Here is a 24463-nt window from a genome sequence, read left to right as displayed (position 1 = left end):
TCAGGCAATAGGGGCGCTCGGAGCGCGGAACGGCCCGGGGCATGAGCCCCCGGGCACGGGGGCTCACACCGCCAGGTGCCGGACCTGGTCCCAGACCGCCGGGTCCACCGTGCCGACCCGCCTGCGGAACTCGCCCACCCGTATGTCCCGCAGCTCGTCCGTCTCCAGGAAGCTCGGCCGCCCCCGCGCATCGCCCACCGCGCCCGGCGGCAGCGCGATCATCCCGGGGCGTTCGTCGTGGTACCGGCTCGTGATCTTCACGACCAGGGCCGTCCCGCCCCGTACCGACAGCACCAGGCACGGGCGGTCCTTCGACCCCGGACCGTCCTCGTAGGGCACATCGGCCCACCAGATCTCGCCCGGCGACGGTCGCCCCTTCGGCCTGCCTACGCGCTCGCGTACGCGCTCGCCCGGTCGCGCCGGTGGCCGCCTGCGACCGGCCGGCCGCCGCGTGCCGCGGCCGAGTCCGTCGGAGACGGCGACCACGAGAGCGACCACGACGACGGCGATCACGGCGAGCCACCACGACGTGTCCATACCGGAGACGTTACCTGCGCTCCCGTGCTCCCGCCCGCGCCCCCGTCGGCCTGCGCCCGCACCGGTGTTCGGGGCCCCGGGTAAGGGTGAGTTCTCCCACAACACAGCGCTGCTGAGGAGCGACCGGCCCTTTCGCGCCTTACGCTCGACGCACCGCACGACCTTCCCCCAGCCCTCCTTCGTCCACGGAGGTTCCAGCTCAATGAAGCTCACCGTCGTCGGATGCTCGGGGTCGTTCCCGTCCGCGGATTCGGCCTGCTCGAGCTACCTCGTAGAGGCCGACGGCTTCCGGCTGCTCCTCGACATGGGCAATGGCGCCCTCGGCGAGCTGCAGCGCCACTGCGGTCTCTACGACCTCGACGCCATCTTCCTCAGCCACCTCCACGCGGACCACTGCATCGACATGTGCGGGTACTTCGTGGCCCGGTACTACCGCCATGACGGCGGCCGCTGCGCGCCCATGCCGGTCTTCGGCCCCGAGGGCACCGAGCAGCGGCTGACGACGGCCTACGCGGACACGCCCTCCGCGTCGTCGATGAGCGAGGTGTTCGACTTCCACACGCTGAAGTCCGGGAGCTTCGAGATCGGCCCCTTCTCCGTGCGTACGGAACGGGTGGCGCACCCCGTGGAGACGTACGGGATCAGGGTGGAGCACGGCGGGAAGGTGCTGACGTACTCGGGCGACACGGGCGTGTGCGACGCGCTGGACGAACTCGCCGCCGGTGCGGACCTCTTCCTGTGCGAGGCGTCGTTCGTGCACGGCAAGGAGGACATCCCGGACCTCCACCTCAACGGCCGCGAAGCGGGCGCCTGCGCACAGCGGGCGAAGGCGCGCCGGCTGGTGCTGACCCACATCCCGCCGTGGACGGACGGCGGGCGGAACCTGTCGGACGCGCGCGCGGTGTACGACGGTCCGTCGGAGATCGCGGTGCCGGGCGCGGTGTACGAGATCTGAGCCGGCCGAGCCGCGGGCAGCGCCCGCCCCCGGCCCCGGCCGGGGGCCTTCTGCGTCATGATGTTCCCCACGGATTCGAGTCGGGGGGCGCATCTGTTGAGAAGCCGCGCGTGCGTGTCGCTCGTGCCGGTTCTGCTGGCAGTCCTGGCCGTTCTGGTGCCGGCGGTGCCCGCGGACGCGGCGGAGAGATCAGTGGCGGATGTCTGCAGCACAGACTTTCTCGCCGGTGCCCGGGCCAGCACCTCGGTCGAACTGCAGCACGGCGACCGCACGTACACCAAGGTCACGACCGAGCTCAGGGTCGATGTCCCGGCAGACTGGCCGCTCGCGCAGGATCTTCTCCTCAGTGAGCGCAGCCGCCGCTATATCCAGGCGACGCGCTGCCTCATCAGGAGCCCGGGGAACGTACAGCGCTGGTCGGAATGGCGCACCGGCCGCCCCGAGGTGACCACGCACGGCGATCGCGTGAAGATCGTGGACCGGGCTCACACATGGGTCGACCACTACCGGCAGCACATCGACATCGGCACGTGGCGGGTACGGGCGGGCGCGGACCGCTGGACGGTGACACTCGCGGTGCCGCGCCCACTGGCCGGTGCCCGCTGGGAGAGGATCACCGTGGATCCCGGCCCCCAGGGAGCGGTGACAGCGGCGCCCCGGCCGGGGCTGGGAGAGGGAGATTCGGCCCTGGTGTGGCAGCCCCAGGAGACCGAGAAGCAGAAGCCGGAGAAAGACAAGAGTGGGCGGAAGAAGCAGCCCGGCGAGAGTCAGCAGGACGCGAAGTCGTCGGAGACCCGCCCCGCGCCCCGTGTGACCGTGTCCCTCGAGCCCTCCTGGCAGCGTTCATGGGCCGCCCAGGGGGACCGTCTCATCGCCGCGACGCTGGACCGGATCGGCGGCCTGCTGTGGGTGTCCGCCATCGCCGTCGTTCTGCTGGCCGCGGCGCGGCGTTACCGGCGGCGCTCGGGCACGCCGACCGAAGACCAGCGCCGGTCCAGGCGCAATCTCGTCGCCTGGGCGTTCGTGAGCATCGCCCTCTTCACACTGACCAGGCTGGACGATCTGATCACCCGCCGACTGCAGCGCAGCGGCTCCGGCCTGTCCTGGGACGAGCAGATCCTTCTCGGCCACGGATTGGCTTTCGCGGTCGTCGCCGTGCTCCTCGGATTCGCCCGGCCGAACGGCCGGATCTGGACGGGGGTCGCTGTCCTCGCACTGCCGCCGTCGGCGTTCGTCGTCGTGCTGAGCACGACCGCCGTCTTCCACTCCGACGACTCGCCGCCGGCTGCTCTCGCCATGGCCCTTGCCTCGTCCAGCCTGCTCGCCCTCACACTGCTCGGCCTCGTAGCGGCGGCATGGCGGCTCGCCACCGACGGCGGTCTTCTCCCGCCCAGTCGCCGTTACTCCGGCAACCGCCGGGTCCTGCAGATCCGTTGGGCGGCACCGGCGATCGGCGCGGCGAGCGTGGCCGTCATCCTGTGCGCCGTCCTGGCGAAAGAACGCAACTGGCAGCGGGCGACGTGGCTCAGGGACCACAGCTCAGCTGTCTACGCCGCGGACCACCGCTGGGAGATCCTCTGGGAAATCGTGTACTCCGCCGCCAACGTGCAGGACTGGCTCATCGGTTACGCCTGGATGATCACCGCGGTGGCCGTGCTCGCTGCCCTCCGCTCCTGGCGCGCACCCTCGTCGGTGTCGCCGTTCGACGACACGGCGGACCGTCTGCTCCTCCTGGTCTTCTTCCCGCTCGCCGTCGGAATGGATGTCGGCTACGCGCTCGAGAACGCTCTGGCCGCGTCTGTGGCGGTGCCGCTCCACATGCTGGCCCTGCTCGGTGCTGCGACGCTCCTCGCCCAGCGGGCCGTGTTGGCCCAGCCCTTCGAACGGTCCGGTCGGCTCCTCGCCACCGCCACGGTGCCGGCCGACCGTCGGGCGCTGCTGCGCAAGGCGCGCGCGTACCGGGAGATCCACGCTGAACTGCGCCGCCTCGACCAGGGGCTCTTCGGCGACGTTCCGCCGAAACGGAAGGATCTCGAACGGGAGCTGAACGAACTGCACGACTGGCCCGCGAGCACCGTCGGCGGCACCTCGACCGGTCCCGACCGGCTCCCGGCGAAGGTGTCGGTCGTGGACGCGGCTCTCGCGCTGGGCCCGCGCGACGACTGGTGGGCCAACGGCAGCCGCGGCGCACGCTTCGCCGTGGTGCCGGGGCTGCCGGCGAGTGTTCTCACCACCTGGCTGGCGGGCGTGCGCGGCGAAACTTGGCAGTACACCGTCTCGGATCTCTTCGGTCTCCCCGACCTGGTGCTCACCTTCCTCTACTGGATGGTGACGTGGGCCGCCGCGGGATTCGTGCTGGGCGCCCTGTGGCGCAGGCTGCCCGGGCGCCGAGGAGCGGCCAAGGCGCTGCCGATCGCGCTGGCGTTCGCTCTGCCCGTAGGGCTGCGGGCGCTGGGCAACCGGTTCACGCAGGAGAGCAACGCCAACCTGGCCCTCTACGTTGTGGCGATGCTGTTCGTCCTCACCATCACCGGTATCGCGCTCGACCTCGACACCTTCCGCAGCGAGCGGCGCTACTGGCAGAGCCGGCTGGGCCTGCTTCTGTCCGTGTACCAGATGCGCTACTACTCGCTGCAGATGGCGTATCTGATCGCACAGGTCGTTGCCATGATCACCATCTGGCAGTTCTTCGCGGAGCCGGATGTGATGCCGCCGGACGAGAGGACCGGCGCACGCTGAGGAAAGCCGCCGGCCGCCGGACGCGGGAAGCCCCCGCCCCAAGGACAAGGGCGGGGGCTTCGGCGTGGGCGAGGGGGCTACTTGGCCTCGGCCTTCTGCAGCTCGGCGAGCTCCTCGTCGGACTCGCGGCCCGGCGTCGGGAGGTTGAACCTGGTGATCGCGAAGCGGAAGACCGCGTAGTAGACCGCCGCGAAGCACAGGCCGACCAGGGCCAGGCCCCACGGGTTGGACGCGATGCCCAGGTTGAGCACGAAGTCCACCGCGCCGGCCGAGAAGCCGAATCCGTCCTTCATGCCGAGCGCCCAGGTCAGGGCCATCGAGACACCGGTGAGCACCGCGTGGATCGCGTACAGGACCGGCGCGATGAACATGAAGGTGAACTCGATCGGCTCGGTGACACCCGTGACGAAGGAGGTCAGGGCGAGCGAGAACATCATGCCGCCGACGACCTTGCGGCGCTCGGGGCGGGCGCAGTGCACGATGGCGAGGCAGGCGGCCGGGAGCGCGAACATCATGATCGGGAAGAAGCCGGTCATGAACTGTCCGGCGGACGGGTCACCGGCGAGGAAGCGGGCGATGTCGCCGCTCTTGCCCTCGTAGGAACCGGCCTGGAACCACGGGAACGAGTTGAGCAGGTGGTGCATGCCGACCGGGATCAGCGCACGGTTGGCGACACCGAAGATGCCGGCGCCCACGGCCCCGGAGCTGACCAGGCTCTCGCCGAACCAGTGCAGACCCGAGCCGAGCCACGGCCAGATCAGGCCGAAGACGATGCCGGTGAGCAGACCCGCGAAGGCCGACAGGATCGGGACGAGGCGGCGGCCGCCGAAGAAGCCGGCCCAGTCCGGCAGCTTGGTGCGGTAGAAGCGCTGGTAGAGCAGGGCCACGATGAGGCCCATGACCACGCCGCCGAGCACCTTGGCGTCGACCGCCTGCTCCACCATGACGATCTTGCCGTCGACTATGGCTTCCTTCTTGGGCAGGCTGCTGTCCGTGAAGGTGCCGAGCACGCTCTTGAAGACGAGGTAACCGGCCACCGCCGCGAGGGCCGTCGACCCGTCCGACTTCTTCGCGAAGCCGATCGCGATACCGACGGCGAACAGCAGTGCCATGTTGTCGAGCAGGGCTCCGCCACCTGCCGCCATGTACCCGGCGATCTCGGTGACGAAGGTCGGGAACGACTCCCTGCCGAGCATGTCGGGCTGACCGAAACGCACGAGCAGCGCGGCCGCGGGCAGCACGGCGACCGGCAGCATCAGGCTGCGGCCGATGCGCTGCAGGACAGCCATCGCACCCGCGCCCGTCTTCTTCTTGTCCGCCCCGGGGGCGGCGCTGGCCGTGGACATCAACTTCCTCCTGGGGGTCCCCCCGGCCGGAGGCCGGGGGAGGGCAAGGCGCCGCCGAGGACAGAAAAGCGGGGGAGGGCGGCGTCTCAGGGGAGATGCGGCCGTGGTCTGGACCGCGTGGTCTACACCACTGAGTGGTGTAGACCTGTTGTAGCACGGTGAGGGTTGGATAAGGAACCTGCGAAATTCGCGGGCCCGGTAACAATCCGGTGAATGCGCACAAACGCCCCCGGGCCGCTGGGGCCGGGGGCGTTGCGTCCTTGTTCGCTACGGCGTCACTTCGTCCGCTGCGGCGTCATTTCGTCGCGTCCCGCTCCATCTCCTCCTGGACCTCCTCGGGCTCACGGCCGGGTGTGGGGACGTCGAACACCGTGATCACCACGCGGAACACGAAGTAGTAGACGACCGCGAAGCACGCGCCGATCGGCAGGATCAGCCACGGTTTCGTGTCCAGGTGCCAGTTCACGACGTAGTCGATCAAGCCCGCCGAGAAGCTGAAGCCCGCGTGTACGCCGAGTGCCCAGGTGATCGCCATCGAGGCGCCGGTGAGCAGCGCGTGCAGCCCGTACAGCAGCGGTGCGGCGAACATGAACGAGAACTCGATCGGCTCGGTCACGCCCGTCACAAACGACGTCAGGCCGACGGAGAACATCAGGCCGGCCACCCGCTTGCGGTGCTCCGGGCGGGCGCAGTGCGTGATGGCCAGGGCCGCCGCCGGCAGGCCGAACATCATGATCGGGAAGAAGCCGGACATGAACTGGCCGGCGGACGGGTCCTCGGCGAAGAAGCGCGTCAGGTCGCCCTGCACCACCGTGCCGTCCGGCTGGGTGTACTCGCCCGCCTGGAACCAGAAGAACGTGTTCAGGAACTGGTGCATGCCGATCGGGATGAGCAGCCGGTTCGCGACGCCGAAGATGCCCGCGCCCCAGGCCCCGAGATCGATCAGCTGCCTCGAGAACGAGGTCAGCGCGTCGCCCACCGGGTCCCACAGCAGCCCGAACAGCACGCCCAGGACGCAGCAGACGAAGGCCATGATGATCGGCACGAGCCGTCGGCCGTTGAAGAATCCGAGCCAGTCCACCAGCTTCGTGCGGTGGTAGCGCTGCCAGATGACCGCCGTCAGCAGGCCGATCAGGATGCCGCCGAGGACCCCGGGGTTCTGGGGCGTGCCCTCGGGCATCTCCTCGGTGACCGACCCGTCGACGGGAAAGGCCTTGAGGACGTTGTGGTAGACGAGGAAGCCCGCCACGGCGGCGAGCGCGGTCGAACCGTCGGACTTCTTGGCGAAGCCGATCGCGACGCCGATGCAGAAGAGCAGCGGGAGGCCGAGGTTGCCGTCGAGGATGCCGGTGCCGCCCTGGATCAGGACGTCGGACGTCTTGTCCCAGAAGTCGCCGTGGAGATACGCGGCGAACAGGTTGCCGAGACTGACGAGCAGGCCCGCGGCGGGCAGGACGGCCACCGGGAGCTGCAGGCTGCGGCCCACTTTCTGGAGCCCCTGGAAGAGCCCGCTCCGCCACTTGTGCCGCGGCGCGGCCGCGCTCTCGGTGCTCATCGGCGTCCTCCCGGAACAGCCCCTGTTTGGCAGGCGTCGCAGACTGGTGTAGACCAGTCGGCATACGGTTCCGGCGCCTCGCGAAGGGCAGGGCGCCGGTGATCGTCATCATTCGGTACGAGACGGTTACTCGCCCGTGAAGATGGGCCAACCGTGCGTTACCGTGACAAAGCGGACCGACCAGGATCAACGGTGGGCCGAGACAGCGCTCAGCGCGCTCGAACGCAGGGAGAATCACATGGCCAGCAAGGCTGAGAAGATCGTCGCCGGGCTCGGCGGGATCGACAACATCGAAGAGATCGAGGGCTGCATCACCCGTCTCCGCACCGAGGTCGCCGACCCCAGCCTGGTCGACGAGGCCGCGCTCAAGGCCGCCGGCGCCCACGGCGTCGTGAAGATGGGCACCGCGATCCAGGTCGTCATCGGCACCGACGCCGACCCGATCGCGGCCGACATCGAAGACATGATGTGAGGGACGCACGCGAGGCCGCCGGGGACGCGAGGCCGCCCGGTGCGGTCGACGACGATGCCGCCGACGCTTGAGCCGCGCCGGTCCCGGGCAGTCCGGCGCCGGACCGCGAGGGGCCTGATCCGGACCACCGGAACGGGCCCCTCACCCATGTGCCGATAGGCTCGGCACCATGTCACGCATCGACGGCCGAACCCCCGAACAGCTCCGCCCCGTCACCATCGAACGCGGCTGGAGCAAGCACGCCGAGGGCTCCGTCCTCATCTCCTTCGGCGACACCAAGGTCTTCTGCACCGCCTCCTTCACCGAGGGCGTGCCCCGCTGGCGCAAGGGCAGCGGCGAAGGCTGGGTCACCTCGGAGTACTCGATGCTCCCGCGCTCCACCAACACCCGCGGCGACCGCGAGTCCGTGCGCGGCAAGATCGGCGGACGCACCCATGAGATCAGCCGGCTCATCGGCCGCTCCCTGCGCGCCGTCATCGACTACAAGGCCCTCGGCGAGAACACCGTCGTCCTCGACTGCGACGTCCTCCAGGCCGACGGCGGCACCCGTACCGCCGCGATCACCGGCGCCTACGTCGCCCTCGCCGACGCCGTCACCTGGGCGCAGGGCAAGAAGCTGATCAAGCCCGGTCGCAAGCCGCTCACCGGTACCGTCGCCGCCGTCAGCGTCGGGATCGTGGACGGCACCCCCCTGCTCGACCTCTGCTACGAGGAGGACGTGCGCGCCGAGACCGACATGAACGTGGTCTGCACCGGCGACGGACGCTTCGTCGAGGTCCAGGGCACCGCCGAGGCCGAGCCCTTCGACCGCAAGGAGCTCAACGCCCTCCTCGACCTCGCCACCGGAGGCTGCGCCGACCTCGCCGCGCTCCAGGCCGAGGCGCTCGGAACCGGACAGCCGGCGTAACACTTCGCGTAGCGCCTTTCTCCCGGTGGCGCAGCAACCGGGAGCGCCCGCCGGGCGTCGTTAGAGTCACGGGCGCACGGGCCGAACCGTGCGCCCGTCCGTACCTGGGAGGACCTGCATGTCTGCGCGCCGCCGCATAGCCATCACGATCGCCACAGCCGCTCTGCTGGTGCCCGCAGCCGTCGGCTGCAGCGCACTCAACACGGCGATGGACTGTGTCGAGACCGCCGACGCCATCGCCACCAGCGTGGACAAGCTTCAGCAGGCCGCCTCCAGCGCGGCCGAGGACCCCACCCAGGCGCGGCAGGCCCTCGACGACATCGACCGCGAGCTGGACAATCTCGGCGACAAGACCGACAACGCCGACCTCAGCAAGGCCGTCGACGACCTCGCCGCCGGCGTCGACAACGTGCGCAAGTCCATCGACGGCGGCGACACGACTCCCGACCTGAAGCCCGTCACCGACGCGGCCGCCGAGATCGGCAAGGTCTGCACGCCGTAGATACTGGGGTCATGACGCGCCTGATTCTCGCCACCCGCAGCGCCGGGAAGATCACCGAACTGAAGGCCATCCTCGCCGACGCGGGCATCACCCACGACCTCGTCGGCGCCGATGCCTACCCCGACCTCCCCGACGTCAAGGAGACCGGCGTCACCTTCGCCGAGAACGCGCTCCTCAAGGCCCACGCGCTCGCCCGCGCCACCGGCCTGCCCGCCGTCGCCGACGACTCCGGCCTCTGTGTCGACGTCCTCGGCGGCGCGCCCGGTATCTTCTCCGCCCGCTGGGCCGGCACCCACGGCGACGACAAGGCCAACCTGGACCTGCTGCTCGCCCAACTCTCGGACATCGACACTCCGCATCGCGGCGCCCACTTCGCCTGTGCGGCCGCGCTCGCCCTGCCGGACGGCACGGAACGCGTGGTCGAGGGCCGCCTCCGCGGCACCCTGCGCCGCTCCCCGCGCGGGACCAACGGATTCGGCTACGACCCGATCCTCCAGCCCGAGGGCGAGACGCGGACGTGCGCGGAACTGACGCCGGAGGAGAAGAACGCGATCAGCCACAGGGGGAAGGCGTTTCGCGCGCTGGTGCCGGTGGTGCGGGAGTTGTTGGGCTGAGCTCGGACCGGCCGCATGAAACGGCCTGCGAATCGAACCTTCGATTCGCAGGCCGTTTGCGGGTGCGGCGGAAGGGATTCGAACCCTCAAGCCGTTTCACGGGCCACAGATCCTAAGTCTGCTGTGTCACCATTGCACCACCGCCGCTAGCCATATGTCATGTTAGCGGGCAGGCGGTCGCGGCGGTGCGGGTGGTCCCGGCGTGAGGCTTGCCGCTTGCTTCCCCGGCACCAGGTACCCGTGATCGCATGGCAGTTGGGGCACAGCAGCCGCAGGTTCTCGGCGCGGTCGTCGCTCCAGTCGCCGTTGATGTGGTCCACTTCCAGCGTCATCGGACGACCGAGCCATACGGGGCCGGTCCCGCACTCGTCGCATTGCTCGGGAACACCGATCTCGTGCAGCGCCCGACGGAGCGGTGCTGACCGGGTGCGGCGCTTTCCGTCGTGCTTCACGAGCAGCGCCTCGGCCTTCCTGCGGGGAGTCGTGCCCGGCTTACCCCGCTGATGCGCCTGCCCCAGGAAGTGCGAGGTGTCCACCCCCTCTTCCGTGAGCCACCGGCGAAGCAATGCCCGCTGCTGGCCGTTGTCAGGGCGGCCAAGCCGTCGCAGTGCTTCCGCAACGGAGAAGGAGTCGGCCACGACAGTGCGGAGCCGGTCGGCTGCCGGTCGTGTTTTCGCCGTATGGGGTCCGCAGTGACGGAAGTGCGAGACATCGATCCCGAAGTGTGCGAAGCGCCGCAGCAGATAGCGGCGCAGCTTGCCGTATGGACGGGTGCCTAAGAAGGTGATGACCTCGTCGATGTCCGCGCACCGCTCGGCCGCCTCGGCAAGCCGCTCTCGCGTGTACCGCTGCACCTGGCTCATCCGGCGTCACCGCCGAAGCGGGACGGCCGGGATGCGGCTGCGTGGCGCGCCTTGCCGCGGCCGCGGTAAGTGTCCGTACCCGAATGGCAGTTGGGGCAGAGAAGCCGCAGGTTCTCGATGCGGTTGTTTCGCCAGTTGCTGTCGATGTGGTCCACCTCCAAGGGGAGTGGATGGCCACGCCACGTTGGCTCGATGCCGCAGAGTGAGCATCGGTTTTCGACGCCGAGTTGCAGCATGGCTCGCTTGAGACGGCTGCTCTGCTCTCGGCGGGCTTTGGCCGGGTCCTGCTCCACAAGCAGTTCTTGGGGCGAGCGGTGTCGTCGCTTTTCAGACCTGCCTGGGCGGGAGTGCACGTGGAAGTGCGAGGTGTCGATGCCGAGCGCCTTTACCCGGCGGCTGATGTGAGTGTGGTGGCCTCCCACGACCTCCAGTCCGAGTCTGCGCAGGACCTCGCACATATTCATCGAGGCGGCCACAGCGGCCTCGAGGATTTCTTTGGTCCAGCGGGCCCCTTCACGCTCGAAGTGCGATGTGCCTACTTCCATTCGCTTCATACGCTCGTGGATGTAGCGCCGTGACGGCCCCTTCGGATCCACCCCCAGCTTCGTCAACGCCTCCGACAGCGTCCGTGACGAGCCCGCCGCCTCGGCAAGGCGCTCGCGCGTGTATGGACTGACCGGCATCGTTCGCCCCCCCGTCCCGGCCACGTGTTCGCGGCCTCGCACGGAGTAACGAACCGAATATCGGATGGTCACGTCCGAAATGCGGAACGGCCCGTGCCGCTTACTTGGGCAAGCGGTACGAGCCGTCCATGGCCGAGGCGCCTCAGATGCCCAGGTCCTTGATGATCTTCGCGACATGGCCCGTCGCCTTGACGTTGTAGAGGGCGCGCTCGACCTTGCCCTCCTCGTCGACAACGACCGTGGAGCGGATGACGCCCGTCACCGTCTTGCCGTAGAGCTTCTTCTCGCCGAAGGCGCCGTACGCCTCCAGGACCTCCTTGGAGGGGTCGCCGACCAGCGTGACCCTGAGGCTCTCCTTCTCGCGGAACTTCGCGAGCTTCTCCGGCTTGTCGGGCGATACGCCGATGACGTCGTAGCCGGCGCCGGCGAGCACCTCCAGGTTGTCGGTGAAGTCGCAGGCCTGCTTGGTGCAGCCGGGCGTGAGCGCCGCCGGGTAGAAGTAGACGATCACCTTGCGGCCTTTGTGGTCGGCGAGCGAAACCTCGTTGCCGTCGGCGTCGGGCAGGGTGAAGGCAGGGGCGGTGTCGCCGGGCTGGAGTCGCTCGCTCATGGTTCTCCTCGTCAGACACGGGGTGTACGCCCTCGAGCGTAATGGGGGTGCCGTGGGGTGCGGGCGACGGCGAGCTGACAGACTGTCGATGAAGGACTACCGGACACGACGACGGAGGCGGCGCGGTGTCGGACACCAGGACCCCAGCGCAGATCGAGGCGGACATCGTCCGCCGACGCGAGCAGCTCGCCGAGATGCTCGACGAGATCGGTGTGCGCATGCACCCCAAGACGGTCATCGGCGACGCGAAGGCGAAGGTCGCCTCCAGCGTGGACCGTACGGCGGGCCGTGCCTTCGTCGCCGTGAACCGCGCGGTGTCGGACCTGAAGGCGCAGTTCGTCACCGACGAGGGCGCGCCGCGGCTGGAGCGTGTGGTGCCGGTGGCGGTCGTCGCCGTGGGTCTGGTGGGCCTGCTGGCCGTGTCGGCCCGCAGGCGACGGGCGTGACCCGGCGGTGCACGAAGGGCTGAGGGGCAGGTAGGTTCGACGTGTGAGCACCAACAGTCATGAGCACAGCACCCAGCACGACAAGCTTCCGATCCGGATGCTGCACGACCGCGTGCTGGTCAGGACGGACATCCCGGAGGGCGAGCGGCGCTCCAGCGGCGGCATCGTGATTCCGGCCACCGCCGCGGTGGGCCGGCGGCTGGCCTGGGCCGAGGTCGTCGCGGTGGGACAGAACGTGCGCACGGTGGAGCCGGGCGACCGGGTGCTGTACGACCCGGAGGACCGGGCCGAGGTCGAGGTGCGGGGCGTGGCGTACGTCCTGATGCGCGAGCGCGACCTGCACGCGGTGGCGGCGGACCGTTTCCAGGGGTCGGAGGACTCCACGGGCCTGTACCTGTAGGCGAAGGGAGCCCCGGACGGGGCCGCAGGGGCTGGTGGCGGAGGTCACCAGCCCTTTTTGTACGCCCTTTGCTACGTTGGAGGGCCCGACGAGACGCGCCGTACCGGGTTACGCAAAGACGACGCACCCCGTGTTGTTCCGCGTCTCGGAGGTGCTGTCATGGCCTGGGTTCTGCTTGTTGTCGCCGGTCTGCTCGAGGTCGGCTGGTCGATCGGGATGAAGTTCACCGACGGGTTCACCAGGCTCTGGCCGAGCGTGTTCACCGGTCTCGGGATCGTCGCCAGCATGGTGCTGCTGTCCCATGCTGCGAAGACGCTGCCCATCGGTACGGCCTACGGCGTCTGGGTGGGCATCGGCGCCGCCGGCGCGGCCGTGGTGGGCATGCTGGTGCTGAACGAGCCGGTGACGGCGGCCCGGATCTTCTTCGTCTGTCTGCTGCTGGTGGCCGTCGTGGGGCTGAAGGCCACCTCGGGTCACTGAGGCGCGCCGGAGTGGTGGACGTCCGTCGGGCTGCCGGTGGCGGGTGTCCCGCCCGGCCCGCCCGCGGTGGGACCGGGTGTGCCGGGGGTGCCGCTCGGGCTTGCCGCGGTGGGGCCGGGGGTGCCGGGGGTGCCGAGGGTGGTGCTCGGGGTCCCGTCCGGGACGCCCGCGGTGGGGCTCGTGGTGACTGTTCCGCCGGCGCCCGGGCCTGTGGTGCCGGTGGCAGGAGCGCCCGTCACCGGCCCGCCCGTCACCGGCCCGCCGGCGCCCGGGCCGCCCGCCGAGGGGCCGGGGCTCGCCGGGCCGCCGCGCCCCCACGACCCGCCCTCGTTCCAGCCGCCCGTGCGGCCGCGGCCTCCGGGGTCCCGGGGCCCGGTCGCATCCCCGTCGTCCCGCGGGTCGAACGGGGGCCGGTTCTTCTCGATGTCCTCCACCACCTTCAGCTCGAAGTCCCGTACCGGGCTGCCCTGCAGTGCCGCGGCCGTGTACCGGGCCCAGATCTCGGCGGGAGCGCCGCCGCCGTTGATCCGGGTCTGCCCCAGCGCCCCGTACAGCGGCGTCTGCGCGCCGGTATCGGGGTTCTGGCCCATCACGGCGACGACGGTCACCAGATCGGGCGTGTAGCCCGCGAACCAGGCGGCCCGGTCCTCCTCGGCCGTGCCGGTCTTGCCCGCCGCCGGCCGGCCGGCCGCTCCGGCCGCCGTCCCCGTGCCGCCGTCGACGACGCTGCGCAGGATGGCGGTGGTGGTGTCGGCGGCCTCGCGGGAGACGACGCGGCGCATCCGCTGCGCGGGCAGGTCGACCTCGACGCCGTTCTTGGTGACCTTTTCGACCAGCGTGTACGTGCCGTGCCTGCCGTGGTTGGCGAGCGTGGCGTACGCCTGCGCCATGTCGAGGACGCTGGCGGTCGCCGTGCCCAGCGCGATCGACGGCGCGGCCGTCAGGTCCGGCGTGGTCGCGGGCAGGCCGAGGGCGACCGCCGTCCGCCGGACCCTGGCCGGGCCGACGTCCACGGCCATCTGCGCGTAGACGGCGTTGACGGACTCGTCGGTGGCGCGGCTGACGGTGACCCGGCCGTAGGACACGTCGTCCTCGTTGGCGGGCGCGTACGGCGCGCCGGTCCAGCCCTGGACGCGACGAGCGGTCGTGCCGTCGTAGACGGTGTTGGGCGTGATGGGGCGGCCCTCCTGGGTGGTGGAGCCGTGCTCGACGGCCGCGGTGAAGACGAACGGCTTGAAGGCGGAGCCGACCTGGTAGTCGCGGCGGGTGGCGTTGTTGACGAACTGCTTGGTGTAGTCGACGCCGCCGTACATGGCGAGGACCTTGCCGGTGGCCGGGTCGATGGAGACGCCGCCGACACGGACGTTGCGATCGGCCTCGCGGGCGGTGTCGAGCCGGGAGGTGACCTGGTCGTCGACGGCGTCGGTGAGGGCGTCCTGCTTGCCCGGCTCCAGGGTGGTGGTGATCCGGTAGCCCCCGGTGGCGAGGGTGTTCTCGTCGACGATCCCCTTGCGGCTGAGGTACTCCTCGACCGCCTGGACGACGTAGCCGCGCTGTCCTGACAGGCCGTCGGCGGCGCTGTCGCGCCGCGGCGCGGGGAAGGCCATCACGGCGCGCGCGGCCGGGCTCAGCCACTTCTCCTTGACCATGCCGTCGAGCACGTAGTTCCACCGGCCCTCTGCCGCGGGCCGGTTGCCGGGGTGGGTGGCGACGTCGTACGCGCTGGGCGCCTTGAGGAGAGAGGCGAGATAGGCGCCCTCGGCGGTGTCGAGGTCGGTGACGTCCTTGCCGTAGTACGCCTGGGCGGCGGCCTGGATGCCGTAGGCGTTGCGGCCGAAGTAGCTGGTGTTCAGGTAGCCCCGGAGGATCTCGCTCTTGCTCACCTCGCGGCCGAGCTTCACCGCGATGAAGAACTCCTTCAGCTTGCGGGTGACGGTCTGTTCCTGGCCCAGGTAGTAGTTCTTGACGTACTGCTGGGTGATCGTGGAGCCGGACTGCTTGCCCTTGCCGGTGGCGGTGTTCCAGGCCCCGCGGAGCATCGCCTGGGGATCGACCGCCGGCTTGGAGTAGAAGTCGCGGTCCTCGGCGGCGAGGACCGCTTGCTGGACGCCGAGCGGGACCTGGGAGAGGGAGACGTTCTCCCGGTTGATCTCGCCGTCGCGGGCGATCGGCGTGCCGTCCTTGTAGAGGTAGACGTTGCTCTGGGCGACCGCGGAGGCGTTGGCCGGGGGGATGTCGACGAGCAGGTACCCGGTCAGGAATCCGCCGATGAGCAGGAGCGCGCAGAGCAGGAGGGCGCCGAGCGTCATGCGCCAGGTCGGGATGACGCGGCGCCAGCCGGTGCGCCGGCGGGGGCGCTTGCCGCCGTCCTCCGTTTTCTCCGCCCTCTCCGGCTTCCCCGCCTTCTCCGTCTTCCTCGCGGGTGCTGCCGGCGTCGGAACTGTCGCGTCGCGGGGTGTCCAGCCCTGCTGCGGCTCGTCGCTCATTCCCCCATAGTGCCCTTTTTGTCCCGATAATCATCGCAACCCGGTGCTTCCGGCCGGAAAAGCACTCGCACCCCGGCGACGGGCTCGGCTAGTGTCGTGCGCTTTGGCGTCCGGCGGGGCAGGACGCATCGTCCGCGGGGGGAGGAGCTGTTGTGCGGCTGTACGCGGTCGTCGCGGCGGGTGGGTTCCGGCGCTATGCGACGTACCGGGTGGCGACGGCGGCGGGGGTGTTCACCAACACCGTCTTCGGCTTCATCGTGGCCTACACCTATATCGCTCTGTGGGACGAGCGTCCTCAGCTCGGCGGATACGACCTCTCCCAGGCCCTCACCTATGTGTGGCTCGGCCAGGCGCTGCTGATGACCTGCGCCATGATGGGCGGCGGCTTCGAGGACGAGCTGATCGAACGCATCCGCACCGGCGACATCGCCGTCGACCTCTACCGCCCCGCCGACCTCCAACTGTGGTGGCTCGCGGGAGACCTGGGCCGGGCGGCCTTCCACCTGCTGGGACGCGGCATCGTGCCCATGGTGCTCGGCTCGCTCGCCTTCGACCTGGTGATGCCCGCGTCCCCGCTGACCTGGCTGGCCTTCCTCCTCGCGGTCACGCTGGGCGTGATCGTGAGCTTCGCCGTCCGCTTCCTCGTGGCCCTGTCCGCGTTCTGGCTGATGGACGGGGCGGGGGTCATGCAGATCTGCTGGCTGGCGACGCTCTTCTTCTCCGGGATGCTGCTGCCCCTCAACCTCTTCCCCGGCGTCCTCGGCGAGGTGGCGCGGGCCCTTCCCTGGTCCTCTCTGCTCCAGGTCCCCGCCGACGTCTTCCTCGGCAGGCACACCGGCTGGGACCTGCTGGGCGCGTACGCCTTCCAGGCCGGCTGGGCGATCGCGCTGCTCGCCGCCGGACGCCTGCTGCAGTCGGTCGCGACACGACGGGTGGTGGTCCAGGGTGGCTGAGGCGCTGCGGGCGTACGGGCTGATCGTGGCCATGTGGGTTCGTTCCACGATGGCGTACCGTGCCTCGTTCGCGATGACGACGTTCGGCAACTTCGCCGCCACCGGCTTCGACTTCGTGACGATCCTGCTGATGTTCTCCCACGTCGACGCGCTCGGCGGCTACTCGCTGCACGAGGTCGCGTTCCTGTACGGGACCACCAGCACGGCCTTCGGCCTCGCCGACCTGGTCATGGGGTCGATGGACCGGCTGGGCCGGCGCGTGCGCGACGGCACGCTGGACACCCTGCTGGTGCGGCCCGTGCCCGTCCTCGCCCAGGTCGCGGCCGACCGGTTCGCGCTGCGCAGGCTCGGCCGCATCACCCAGGGGCTGCTGGTGCTCGGCTACGGGCTCGCGTCCCTCGACGTCGAGTGGACGGCCGTGAAGGTGGCGATGGTGCCCTTGATGGTGCTCAGCGGCGGGGCGATCTTCGCGTCCGTCTTCGTGGCGGGCGGGGCGTTCCAGTTCCTCGCGCAGGACGCCTCCGAGGTGCAGAACTCCTTTACGTACGGCGGGAACACCCTGCTCCAGTACCCGCCGTCGATCTTCGCGAAGGACCTGGTGCGCGGCGTGACGTTCGTGGTGCCGCTGGCTTTCGTCAACTGGGTGCCGTCGCTGTACGTGCTGGGCCGCGAGGACCCCCTCGGGCTGCCGGGCTGGCTGGCGTTCCTGCCGCCCCTGGTGGCCGCGGGATGCTGCGGGCTGGCGGCACTGGCCTGGCGTGCGGGCCTTCGTTCGTACCGCAGCACGGGAAACTGAGGGGCTGGTCAGGTCATGGATTTCATCGAACTCGACGGGGTCGAGAAGGTCTTCGACGTACGCCGCAAGGTGGGGCGGATGCGCCGCGAGCGGCACCGGGTGCGCGCCGTGGACGGCATCAGCTTCACCGTGCCGCGCGGCGAGATGGTCGGCTACATCGGCCCGAACGGCGCCGGGAAGTCCACCACCATCAAGATGCTGACCGGGATCCTCACCCCGAGCGGCGGCCGCCTGCGGGTCGCGGGCATCGACCCCTCGCGCGAACGCACCCGGCTGGCGCAGCGGATCGGCGTGGTGTTCGGGCAGCGCACCACCCTGTGGTGGGACCTTCCGCTGCGCGACTCGTACCGGCTGGTGCACCGCATGTACCGGGTCCCGGACGCCGTCTTCCGCGAGAACCTGGACCGCTGCGTCGAAATGCTCGATCTGGGCGAGCTGTTGGACGTGCCGGTGCGTCAGCTCTCCCTCGGTCAGCGGATGCGCGGCGACATCGCGGCCGCCCTCCTGCACGACCCCGAAGTGCTCTACCTGGACGAGCCGACCATCGGCCTGGACGTGGTCTCCAAGGCGAAGGTGCGGGAGTTCCTGCGCGACCTGAACGCCGAGCACGGCACGACGGTGCTGCTGACCACGCACGATCTCACCGACATCGAGCAGCTGTGCAAGCGTGTCATGGTCATCGACCACGGAAAGCTGATGTACGACGGCGCGCTCGCCGGACTGCACGAGGTGGGCGAGAGCGAGCGGACGCTGGTCGTCGACCTGGAGCGGGAGCTGCCGCCCATCACCCTCGACGCGGCGCGGACGGTGAAGGTGGAAGGCCCCAGACAGTGGCTGGCGTTCCCCGCCTCGATGTCGGCGGCGCCCCTCGTCGCGGCCCTGGCGGAGCGGTATCCGCTGGTCGACCTGTCGGTACGGGAGCCGGACATCGAGGCCGTGATCGCGAAGATGTACGCGGATCGATCCGCCTGACTAGTCTGGCGACATGACGAGCGAACCCTCCGAGATGCGTGCGTCCGACTCCGAACGGGAGCGCGTGGCCGAGCGGCTGCGCGAAGCCGTGGCCGAGGGGCGGCTCGACATGGAGGAGTTCGGGCAGCGCCTGGAGGCCGCGTACAGCGCGCGTACGCACGGCGAGTTGGTGCCGCTGGTGCGCGACCTGCCCGCCGCCGGGACGGTCGTGCCGGTCGACGCGGCCGCTCCCGCCCCGGCCTCCGGCGGCTGGGCGGAGCGCATCGGAAGGCCGGCGACCTCGAAGGGGGCGTTCGCCTTCTGGGGCGGGTTCGGGCGCAGGGGGACCTGGACCGTCGGCCGCCGCTTCACCGCCTTCACCCTCATGGCAGGCGGCGAGCTCGATCTGCGGGAAGCCCGGTTCGAGGACCGCGAGACGGTGATCACCTGCTTCGCGATCATGGGCGGCGTGCAGGTCGTCGTCCCGCCCGACCTGAACGTCGAGGTCAAGGGCATCGGCCTCCTGGGCGGCTTCGGCGAGCACGGCAGCGTCGACGGCGCACCGGACCCGTCCGCGCCGCGTGTGATCGTCAAGGGGCTGGCCCTCATGGGCGGCGTCGGGGTGGAACGCAAGCGCACCAAGGCCGAGAAGCAGCGCGTGAAGGCCGAGCGGGCCGAGCGCGCCCGGCTGGAGAAGGACAGGAAAAGCCGGGGCCACCTGGGGCACCACGGCCACCAGGGCCGCAAGGAACTGGACGACTGACCTCTCGCCGCGCGGGGGCACGGCGACCGGGTCACGGAGCCCGCGCGGGTCGGCGTGTCCGCGCGGGCGTCGCGGCGTCCCGGTCCGGCGCCGTCAAAGCGCCTTGACGTCCACCGAGGCGCCCATCCGCGCGTAGCCCGCGTCGCTCGGGTGCAGGTGGTCACCGGAGTCGTACACCGGGCGGAGCCGCTGCGGTGCGTACGGATCGCGCAGCGCCCGGTCGAAGTCGACGACCGCGTCGAAGATCCCGCCCGCGCGGATCGCCGCGTTCACCTCCAGGCGCTCGGCCTCCACCGCCGGGGTGCAGCGCAGGTGTCCGCCGCACGGCATGAGGGTCGCGCCGATCACGCGCAGCCCCTGGGCACGGGCGCGGCGGGACAGCTCGGTCAGGCCGGTGACGACGCCGTCGCCGGGCGGCGTGTACGGCGCGCGCAGCAGGTCGTTGATGCCGATGGCGACGATCACGGTCCTGGCGCCGGAGCGCGAGAGCACGTCGCGGTCGAAGCGGTCGAGGGTGCTGGGGCCCCGGTCCTGGCTGAGCAGCCGGTTGCCGCTGATGCCCTCGTTCAGCACGCCGTACCGTCCGGCCAGCCGGTCGGCGAGCACGTCGGGCCAGCGGCGGTTGGTGTCGGGCGTGGACGACACCCCGTCGGTGATCGAGTCCCCGACGGCGACGACGGCGCCGCGCGCCTCCGCGGTGAGGACGTCGACGGCGGTGACGTGGTGCCAGGAGCGGGTCTCCGTCCGGTAGGCGTCCCCGGCCTCGTCCCGCGTGTGGTCGCCCTCGGCGACGTAGGACGTCTGCCGGGCGTGGGTGTGGGAGGTCACTCCGCCCGGAGCGGGCGTGTGGACGGTGACCAGGAGATCGCCGTCGTAGGGGATGCGCAGCACGACCGGGTCGCTGACCAGTTGCCCGCCGGGGGCGACGGTGGCGCCGGTCGCCCGGCCGAAGGTGACGGGCCGCAGCGTCCCCCTCACGGCTTCCGGGCCGTCGTCGCCGGCGCGCACGGCGAGGGACACGGCGGAGATGCGCAGCGGCAGGGTGCCGTAGAGGTTGGAGACGGTGACGCGCGCGGCGGTGCCGCCGATGCTGGTGTGCACGACGTTGCGCACGGACCGGCCGTGCGATCCGCTGGGCGCGCCGGCGACGGTGGCGACGGGCGCGATGCCGACGGGGCTCGCCGCCCAGGTGCCGATCCACAGGGGCGTGGCCGCCGGGGGTTTGCGAACGGCCGGCTTGGCCTTGACGGCGCCGACCCCGAGGTAGATACCGCCGCAGATCAGGACGACTGCGGACACGAGGGCAGCGAGAGCCGCATACCCCGAACGCTTGCTCATGAACACATCATCGGCCATGCCCCGGGAACTCGACGTGCCCCCCAGGAGTACACGAGGTAGGGACAATGCGTACGGTACGCACGCGCGGACGGGTGGAGCGGATGGAACGCACAGAACCGGATGAGCCGGACGGCTCGGAGCGCGCCGGAGGCGTGAGGCCAAAGGACGCGGCCGGGTCCGGAGCCTCGGGCCCCGTGCACCGCGGGCTGGGCGCTTCGGGGGTCGCCTCCACGCCGGGCTCCGGCGGGACTTCGGGTGCCGTGCGAGCCGGTGACGGGGCGGATGCCGCGCTGCCGGACGCTTCCGGCGGCGCAGGCGCAGACGCGGCCGCGGCCGCGGCCGCGCGGGCCGACGGTGTGCGGACGGCCGTCTCGCCCCCGGCGCCGACCGCCCGGGCCGAGGCCCGCGCCGGCGCCGGGCTGCCCGGCTTCGCGTACACCGCCGCCGACGAGGAGAAGCGGCGGGGCGTGCGGCGCATGAAGGCCACCGCCACCGGCCTGCTCCTGCTCGTCGCGCTGATCTTCGTCCTCGCCACCTGGGCGAAGAACGAGGGACTCGGCCCCTGGGCCGGATACGTCGCGGCCGCGGCCGAGGCCGGCATGGTCGGCGCGCTCGCCGACTGGTTCGCCGTCACCGCGCTCTTCCGCCACCCCCTCGGCCTGCCCATCCCGCACACCGCGATCATCCCGAACAAGAAGGACCAGCTCGGCACGGCTCTCGGCTCCTTCGTCGGCGAGAACTTCCTCTCCGAGGACGTCGTACGCGCCCGCCTGCACGCCCTCGGCATCGGCGGCCGCCTCGGCGCCTGGCTCGCCGAGCCCGCCCACGCCGACCGCGTCACCTCCGAACTGTCCACCGCCCTGCGCGGCGCGCTCACCGTCCTGCGCGACTCCGACGTCCAGGCGGTCGTCGGTGAGGCGATCACCCGCCGAGCGGAGGCCGCCGAGATCGCGCCCGGTATCGGCAAGACGCTCCAGAAGGTCGTGGCCGACGGCGCCCACCACCGGGCCGTCGACCTCATCTGCGTCCGCGCCCACGACTGGATGGTCATCCACTCGGACTCCGTCATGGACGCGATCGAGGGCGGCGCCCCCGGCTGGACGCCCCGGTTCGTGGACCGGAAGGTCGGCGAGCGCGTCTACCGGGAGCTGCTGCGCTTCGTCACCGAGATGCGCGACATGCCGGCCCACCCGGCGCGCGGCGCGATCGACCGTTTCCTCGGGGACTTCGCGGCCGACCTCCAGTCGGACACGCAGACGCGGGAGCGCGTCGAGCGGATGAAGTCGGAGATGCTGTCGCGCTCGGAGGTGCAGGACGTGATCGCGTCGGCCTGGTCCTCCGTACGCGGCATGATCATCTCGGCGGCGGAGGACGACCGCAGCGAGCTCCGGCTGCGCGCCCGCGCCTCGCTGCTGTCGCTGGGCGCCCGGCTGGCGACGGACAGCAGGCTCCAGGCGAAGGTGGAGGGCTGGGTCGAGGACGCGGCGGTGTACCTGGTCACCACGTACCGCACCGAGATCACCTCGCTGATCTCGGAGACGATCGCGAGCTGGGACGCGGAGCACACCTCGCGCAAGATCGAGGCGCACATCGGCCGTGACCTTCAGTTCATCAGGATCAACGGCACGGTGGTCGGCGCGCTCGCCGGTCTGCTGATCTACACCGTCGCGCACGCGCTGGGCGCCTGACGGGGTCAGCCGTGCGGATGTGCGGGGGGCTTACGGGGCCGTCGCCGTCGTGCGGATGTGCAGTGGGCTTACGTTGCCGTTGCCGTTGCCGTTGCCGTTGCCGTTGCCGTTGCCGTTGCCGTTGCCGTCGTGCGGACGTGCGCTGGGCGCGTGACCGGTCCCTGCCGACGGTCACGCGCCCAGCGCTTCTAGGGGAGGTGTCATGGAATACGTACGGCGGGCCGGAAGCGTTCAGCGCTCCCCTCACCGGCTTCGCGGGCTCAGTGGCTCCGGCGGGTGACCGCCACGGAGGCGAGGGCCACACCGGCCGCCACGGTGAGGACGGCCGGCCAGGCGCCCACCTTCTTGGCCAGGGGATGCGACCCGGCGAAGGCGGCGACGTACGCGGCGCTCAGCCCGACGGCGGCCTTGGGCCCTGCGTCCTGATGCCACTGGCGGGCGGCGAGGGCACCGGCCGCGGCGAGGGCGACCCCGCCGAGGGGACGCTTCCCGCTGAAGCGGGCCACCGAGTACCCGCCCACGAGTCCGCCTGCCGCCACCGCTGCCGCGGGAACCTTGGCCATGGTGCTGCCGCCTTTCACTGTCGAACACTGATGCACCGAGCGTAGAACGCCCCCGTCGCCGGGGGCCTGCCCCCTCAGTGGAAGAGCTGGCCGCGCACCGCGCCGTCCGGGAACTTCTTGGTGTGGATGTTCGAGTAGAACGCCCACGGGTTGTGGCGTATCTCCTCCAGCAGCCCCTTGTGCTGGTCCTCCAGCCGCCCGGAGACGGCGAACAGGCCCTCGGGGACAGGCTTGTTCAGGAGCCCCAGCACCACGTCCCCGTTCTTCCCGAAACCGCCCTTGTGGATGTGCGCGGCCTGGGGCGCCTGGATGTCGACCCAGGCGAGCGAGAAGTCGACGCTGCGGCCGGCGGGGTGCAGGAAGGTCACCGCGTACCCGTCGTCGTCCCCCACCTTGTGCGGGTCCGTCACCGGCACCTCCTGCGCGCCGTTCGCCAGGGCCCGCAGCTTGCCGCCCTTGATGATGTGGAGCGGGTTGATGTTCCGCTTCAGGCGTTTCAGTTGCCCGCGCACGGCGCCGCCCGGGAACTCCTTGCTGTGCAGGTTCAGATAGAACCCGGACGGATGCTCGCGGATGCTGTCGGCGAGCGCGGCGTCCGTGAGGACCGTGTGCCCGGCCGCCGAGTGGATGGTGTCGGGCATCTCGGTGCCGAACAACGGGACCTTGACGTCGCCGTTCTGTCCGGCGGCGCCCTCGTGGATGTGCCCCTGGCTCGGCACGAACCCCTTCCACTGCATCGCGAAGACGACCCGGTCGCCCTTCACCTTGACGAGCGCGACGGCCTGGCCGTCGGGGTCGTTCACGGCGGGCCCGCCCTTCTCGGCGACCTCGTGCGCGCCGGTGAGGACGGCGGCGAAGGTGACGGCGTGGCCGCGGGCCGGTTTCGTGAACGTCACCGCGCCGCCCTTCGCCGTGCCGCCTCCGTGGCTGTCTTGCGCGGAGGCGGGGACGGCGCCCGCCGCGGCGGCGAGCACGAGGGCGGCGGCGGCCGAGACGGAGACATGACGCTTGTGCATGGCGGATGAACCTCCCGTTGGGGGCCGACCCGGTCGTGGCCGGTCGGCGTCAAGTACGGGGCTCCCCGGCGCCCCGTTCAACGGAAATCACCGCCAATCGGAGTGAACAGCCGGTCGGTCGGGCCCGTACATCCCGCCGTACGTTCCTTCCCGCAGACCGGAATCCGAGGGGATCTCACCATGCGCGGCACCCGCACCACAGCCCGGACCAGAACTCTGATCGTGGCCCCGCTGATCGCGTTGGCGCTGCTCACGGTGACGTCGTGCGAGGACTCCGGCGGTTCGGGCTCCGGGTACGGGGCGGGGCCGGTGTCCCCGAGCGCCGAACAGCCCTCGCCGGAGCGGCCGCCCGCCGACGCACCCGCCGGTGGGGAGGCCCCGGCCGACGCCGCCCCCGACCCCGCGCCGGAGCCCGCGCCCGCGACCGTCACGGTCAAGACCGCGGAGTCCGACCTGGGCACGATCCTCGTCGACGGCAAGGGCCGGACGCTCTACGGCTTCACCAAGGACAAGCCGGGTCAGGCCACCTGCGACGCCGACTGCATCGCGGTCTGGCCGGCCCTCATCTCCGCGACCGACGTGACGGCGGGCCCGGGCACCGAGGCCTCACTCCTGAAGGAGACCAAGCTGGGCACGGGCGCCGAACAGGCGGTCTACGGGGACTGGCCGCTGTACTACTACGTGGGCGACGTGACCCCCGGGGACGTCAACGGCCAGGGCCTGGACGACGAATGGTTCGTGATCGCGGCGGACGGCAAGCTGATCAAGGAGGAGGCGGAGACGGTGGTCTGAGCCGATCG

At 70.9% G+C, this 24463-nt stretch carries 25 protein-coding genes, 1 tRNA gene and 1 riboswitch; of the genes, 15 read left to right on the top strand and 11 right to left on the bottom strand.

Annotated elements, in window-relative coordinates:
- Positions 1-63: 63 nt before the first annotated feature.
- On the bottom strand, positions 64-537 hold the full coding sequence (locus tag HW130_RS28225; protein ID WP_177152565.1) for a type II toxin-antitoxin system PemK/MazF family toxin: 474 nt from the start codon (positions 535-537) through the stop codon (positions 64-66).
- A 202-nt stretch (positions 538-739) separates the two neighbouring features.
- Between HW130_RS28225 and HW130_RS28220 the strand changes: the two genes are divergently transcribed.
- Together HW130_RS28220 and HW130_RS28215 are read left to right on the top strand one after the other, a co-directional pair.
- A complete protein-coding gene (locus HW130_RS28220; RefSeq protein WP_177152564.1) occupies positions 740-1492 on the top strand; it encodes an MBL fold metallo-hydrolase in 753 nt (250 codons plus the stop codon).
- Between the two features lie 114 nt (positions 1493-1606).
- On the top strand, positions 1607-4231 hold the full coding sequence (locus HW130_RS28215; RefSeq protein ID WP_177152563.1) for a DUF6185 family protein: 2625 nt from the start codon (positions 1607-1609) through the stop codon (positions 4229-4231).
- A 77-nt stretch (positions 4232-4308) separates the two neighbouring features.
- On the opposite strand, the gene HW130_RS28210 is transcribed toward HW130_RS28215, so the two are convergent.
- Complete coding sequence (locus HW130_RS28210; protein WP_177152562.1) at positions 4309-5577, bottom strand: PTS transporter subunit EIIC; 1269 nt, start codon at positions 5575-5577, stop codon at positions 4309-4311.
- Between the two features lie 295 nt (positions 5578-5872).
- On the bottom strand, positions 5873-7132 hold the full coding sequence (locus HW130_RS28205; protein ID WP_177152561.1) for a PTS transporter subunit EIIC: 1260 nt from the start codon (positions 7130-7132) through the stop codon (positions 5873-5875).
- Positions 7133-7370: 238 nt separating this feature from the next.
- Between HW130_RS28205 and HW130_RS28200 the strand changes: the two genes are divergently transcribed.
- The 4 genes from HW130_RS28200 to rdgB all read left to right on the top strand — a co-directional run bounded on the left by HW130_RS28200 (position 7371) and on the right by rdgB (position 9627).
- A complete protein-coding gene (locus tag HW130_RS28200) occupies positions 7371-7604 on the top strand; it encodes a glucose PTS transporter subunit EIIB (protein ID WP_177152560.1) in 234 nt (77 codons plus the stop codon).
- 169 nt (positions 7605-7773) lie between these two features.
- Complete coding sequence (gene rph / locus HW130_RS28195) at positions 7774-8511, top strand: ribonuclease PH (protein WP_177152559.1); 738 nt, start codon at positions 7774-7776, stop codon at positions 8509-8511.
- 118 nt (positions 8512-8629) lie between these two features.
- Positions 8630-9013, top strand: coding sequence for a hypothetical protein (locus tag HW130_RS28190; protein ID WP_177152558.1), 384 nt, complete (start codon positions 8630-8632; stop codon positions 9011-9013).
- An 11-nt stretch (positions 9014-9024) separates the two neighbouring features.
- The gene (gene rdgB, locus HW130_RS28185; protein ID WP_177152557.1) at positions 9025-9627 is read left to right on the top strand and encodes an RdgB/HAM1 family non-canonical purine NTP pyrophosphatase; all 603 of its coding nucleotides are present in this window, start codon (positions 9025-9027) and stop codon (positions 9625-9627) included.
- Positions 9628-9690: 63 nt separating this feature from the next.
- On the opposite strand, the gene HW130_RS28180 is transcribed toward rdgB, so the two are convergent.
- The 4 genes from HW130_RS28180 to bcp all read right to left on the bottom strand — a co-directional run bounded on the left by HW130_RS28180 (position 9691) and on the right by bcp (position 11783).
- Positions 9691-9774: transfer RNA gene (locus HW130_RS28180), tRNA-Leu, on the bottom strand.
- A complete protein-coding gene (locus HW130_RS28175; protein ID WP_177152556.1) occupies positions 9774-10490 on the bottom strand; it encodes an HNH endonuclease signature motif containing protein in 717 nt (238 codons plus the stop codon). Before HW130_RS28175 ends, HW130_RS28180 begins: the two co-directional genes overlap by 1 nt.
- Entirely contained in the window at positions 10487-11173 is a 687-nt protein-coding gene (locus HW130_RS28170) for an HNH endonuclease signature motif containing protein (protein WP_177152555.1), read from the bottom strand. The genes HW130_RS28175 and HW130_RS28170 overlap by 4 nt, the downstream gene beginning before the upstream one ends.
- Before the next feature lie 142 nt (positions 11174-11315).
- Entirely contained in the window at positions 11316-11783 is a 468-nt protein-coding gene (gene bcp, locus HW130_RS28165) for a thioredoxin-dependent thiol peroxidase (RefSeq protein WP_177152554.1), read from the bottom strand.
- A gap of 125 nt (positions 11784-11908) precedes the next feature.
- Between bcp and HW130_RS28160 the strand changes: the two genes are divergently transcribed.
- The 3 genes from HW130_RS28160 to HW130_RS28150 all read left to right on the top strand — a co-directional run bounded on the left by HW130_RS28160 (position 11909) and on the right by HW130_RS28150 (position 13109).
- Complete coding sequence (locus HW130_RS28160; protein WP_177152553.1) at positions 11909-12229, top strand: DUF3618 domain-containing protein; 321 nt, start codon at positions 11909-11911, stop codon at positions 12227-12229.
- A 43-nt stretch (positions 12230-12272) separates the two neighbouring features.
- Positions 12273-12629, top strand: a complete 357-nt coding sequence (locus HW130_RS28155; RefSeq protein ID WP_177152552.1) for a co-chaperone GroES — start codon at positions 12273-12275, stop codon at positions 12627-12629.
- 59 nt (positions 12630-12688) lie between these two features.
- Positions 12689-12757, top strand: a riboswitch (guanidine-III (ykkC-III) riboswitch).
- Positions 12758-12788: 31 nt separating this feature from the next.
- Positions 12789-13109: a multidrug efflux SMR transporter gene (locus HW130_RS28150; protein ID WP_177152551.1), complete on the top strand. Its 321-nt coding sequence runs from the start codon at positions 12789-12791 to the stop codon at positions 13107-13109.
- Here the strand turns inward: HW130_RS28150 and HW130_RS28145 are convergent.
- Positions 13103-15595, bottom strand: coding sequence for a transglycosylase domain-containing protein (locus HW130_RS28145; RefSeq protein WP_177152550.1), 2493 nt, complete (start codon positions 15593-15595; stop codon positions 13103-13105). The genes HW130_RS28150 and HW130_RS28145 overlap by 7 nt on opposite strands.
- Positions 15596-15747: 152 nt before the next feature.
- Here HW130_RS28145 and HW130_RS28140 point away from each other — a divergent pair, with 152 nt between their 5' ends.
- Genes HW130_RS28140 through HW130_RS28125 form a run of 4 tightly spaced genes read left to right on the top strand, consistent with a single transcriptional unit; the run spans position 15748 to position 19058 of the window.
- Complete coding sequence (locus tag HW130_RS28140; protein WP_177152549.1) at positions 15748-16548, top strand: ABC-2 family transporter protein; 801 nt, start codon at positions 15748-15750, stop codon at positions 16546-16548.
- Entirely contained in the window at positions 16541-17344 is an 804-nt protein-coding gene (locus HW130_RS28135; protein WP_309140605.1) for an ABC transporter permease, read from the top strand. The genes HW130_RS28140 and HW130_RS28135 overlap by 8 nt, the downstream gene beginning before the upstream one ends.
- Before the next feature lie 15 nt (positions 17345-17359).
- Positions 17360-18316 carry an ATP-binding cassette domain-containing protein gene (locus HW130_RS28130; RefSeq protein WP_177152548.1) on the top strand — a complete coding sequence of 319 codons (957 nt, stop codon included), beginning with the start codon at positions 17360-17362 and terminating at the stop codon, positions 18314-18316.
- Between the two features lie 13 nt (positions 18317-18329).
- Positions 18330-19058 carry a DUF1707 domain-containing protein gene (locus HW130_RS28125; protein ID WP_375256599.1) on the top strand — a complete coding sequence of 243 codons (729 nt, stop codon included), beginning with the start codon at positions 18330-18332 and terminating at the stop codon, positions 19056-19058.
- Between the two features lie 93 nt (positions 19059-19151).
- On the opposite strand, the gene HW130_RS28120 is transcribed toward HW130_RS28125, so the two are convergent.
- Positions 19152-20396, bottom strand: coding sequence for an SGNH/GDSL hydrolase family protein (locus tag HW130_RS28120; protein ID WP_177152547.1), 1245 nt, complete (start codon positions 20394-20396; stop codon positions 19152-19154).
- 101 nt (positions 20397-20497) lie between these two features.
- Here HW130_RS28120 and HW130_RS28115 point away from each other — a divergent pair, with 101 nt between their 5' ends.
- A complete protein-coding gene (locus HW130_RS28115) occupies positions 20498-22084 on the top strand; it encodes a DUF445 domain-containing protein (protein ID WP_256356386.1) in 1587 nt (528 codons plus the stop codon).
- 260 nt (positions 22085-22344) lie between these two features.
- On the opposite strand, the gene HW130_RS28110 is transcribed toward HW130_RS28115, so the two are convergent.
- Both HW130_RS28110 and HW130_RS28105 read right to left on the bottom strand, forming a co-directional pair.
- Positions 22345-22647, bottom strand: a complete 303-nt coding sequence (locus HW130_RS28110) for a hypothetical protein (protein WP_177152546.1) — start codon at positions 22645-22647, stop codon at positions 22345-22347.
- Between the two features lie 74 nt (positions 22648-22721).
- Positions 22722-23663 (bottom strand): CHRD domain-containing protein, encoded by a 942-nt coding sequence (locus HW130_RS28105; protein WP_177152545.1) that lies wholly within the window; start codon positions 23661-23663, stop codon positions 22722-22724.
- Between the two features lie 180 nt (positions 23664-23843).
- Here HW130_RS28105 and HW130_RS28100 point away from each other — a divergent pair, with 180 nt between their 5' ends.
- Positions 23844-24455, top strand: a complete 612-nt coding sequence (locus tag HW130_RS28100; protein WP_177152544.1) for a hypothetical protein — start codon at positions 23844-23846, stop codon at positions 24453-24455.
- Positions 24456-24463: the final 8 nt, after the last annotated feature.

The organism is Streptomyces sp. PKU-EA00015 (assembly GCF_013387495.1).
Classification (GTDB): Bacteria; Actinomycetota; Actinomycetes; order Streptomycetales; family Streptomycetaceae; genus Streptomyces.
The sequence above is the reverse complement of the archived record's forward strand: the minus strand, read 5'-3'. Positions and strand labels throughout refer to the sequence as shown.

Coding starts and splice junctions, on each gene's coding strand:
- HW130_RS28105 (WP_177152545.1), bottom strand. CDS start 23,663: ATGCACAAGCGTCATGTCTCCGTCTCGGCCGCCGCCGCCCTCGTGCTC.
- HW130_RS28150 (WP_177152551.1), top strand. CDS start 12,789: ATGGCCTGGGTTCTGCTTGTTGTCGCCGGTCTGCTCGAGGTCGGCTGG.
- rdgB (WP_177152557.1), top strand. CDS start 9,025: ATGACGCGCCTGATTCTCGCCACCCGCAGCGCCGGGAAGATCACCGAA.
- HW130_RS28100 (WP_177152544.1), top strand. CDS start 23,844: ATGCGCGGCACCCGCACCACAGCCCGGACCAGAACTCTGATCGTGGCC.
- HW130_RS28210 (WP_177152562.1), bottom strand. CDS start 5,577: ATGTCCACGGCCAGCGCCGCCCCCGGGGCGGACAAGAAGAAGACGGGC.
- HW130_RS28130 (WP_177152548.1), top strand. CDS start 17,360: ATGGATTTCATCGAACTCGACGGGGTCGAGAAGGTCTTCGACGTACGC.
- bcp (WP_177152554.1), bottom strand. CDS start 11,783: ATGAGCGAGCGACTCCAGCCCGGCGACACCGCCCCTGCCTTCACCCTG.
- HW130_RS28190 (WP_177152558.1), top strand. CDS start 8,630: ATGTCTGCGCGCCGCCGCATAGCCATCACGATCGCCACAGCCGCTCTG.
- HW130_RS28115 (WP_256356386.1), top strand. CDS start 20,498: ATGGAACGCACAGAACCGGATGAGCCGGACGGCTCGGAGCGCGCCGGA.
- HW130_RS28120 (WP_177152547.1), bottom strand. CDS start 20,396: ATGAGCAAGCGTTCGGGGTATGCGGCTCTCGCTGCCCTCGTGTCCGCA.
- rph (WP_177152559.1), top strand. CDS start 7,774: ATGTCACGCATCGACGGCCGAACCCCCGAACAGCTCCGCCCCGTCACC.
- HW130_RS28175 (WP_177152556.1), bottom strand. CDS start 10,490: ATGAGCCAGGTGCAGCGGTACACGCGAGAGCGGCTTGCCGAGGCGGCC.
- HW130_RS28220 (WP_177152564.1), top strand. CDS start 740: ATGAAGCTCACCGTCGTCGGATGCTCGGGGTCGTTCCCGTCCGCGGAT.
- HW130_RS28145 (WP_177152550.1), bottom strand. CDS start 15,595: ATGAGCGACGAGCCGCAGCAGGGCTGGACACCCCGCGACGCGACAGTT.
- HW130_RS28125 (WP_375256599.1), top strand. CDS start 18,330: ATGACGAGCGAACCCTCCGAGATGCGTGCGTCCGACTCCGAACGGGAG.
- HW130_RS28205 (WP_177152561.1), bottom strand. CDS start 7,132: ATGAGCACCGAGAGCGCGGCCGCGCCGCGGCACAAGTGGCGGAGCGGG.
- HW130_RS28225 (WP_177152565.1), bottom strand. CDS start 537: ATGGACACGTCGTGGTGGCTCGCCGTGATCGCCGTCGTCGTGGTCGCT.
- HW130_RS28110 (WP_177152546.1), bottom strand. CDS start 22,647: ATGGCCAAGGTTCCCGCGGCAGCGGTGGCGGCAGGCGGACTCGTGGGC.
- HW130_RS28200 (WP_177152560.1), top strand. CDS start 7,371: ATGGCCAGCAAGGCTGAGAAGATCGTCGCCGGGCTCGGCGGGATCGAC.
- HW130_RS28170 (WP_177152555.1), bottom strand. CDS start 11,173: ATGCCGGTCAGTCCATACACGCGCGAGCGCCTTGCCGAGGCGGCGGGC.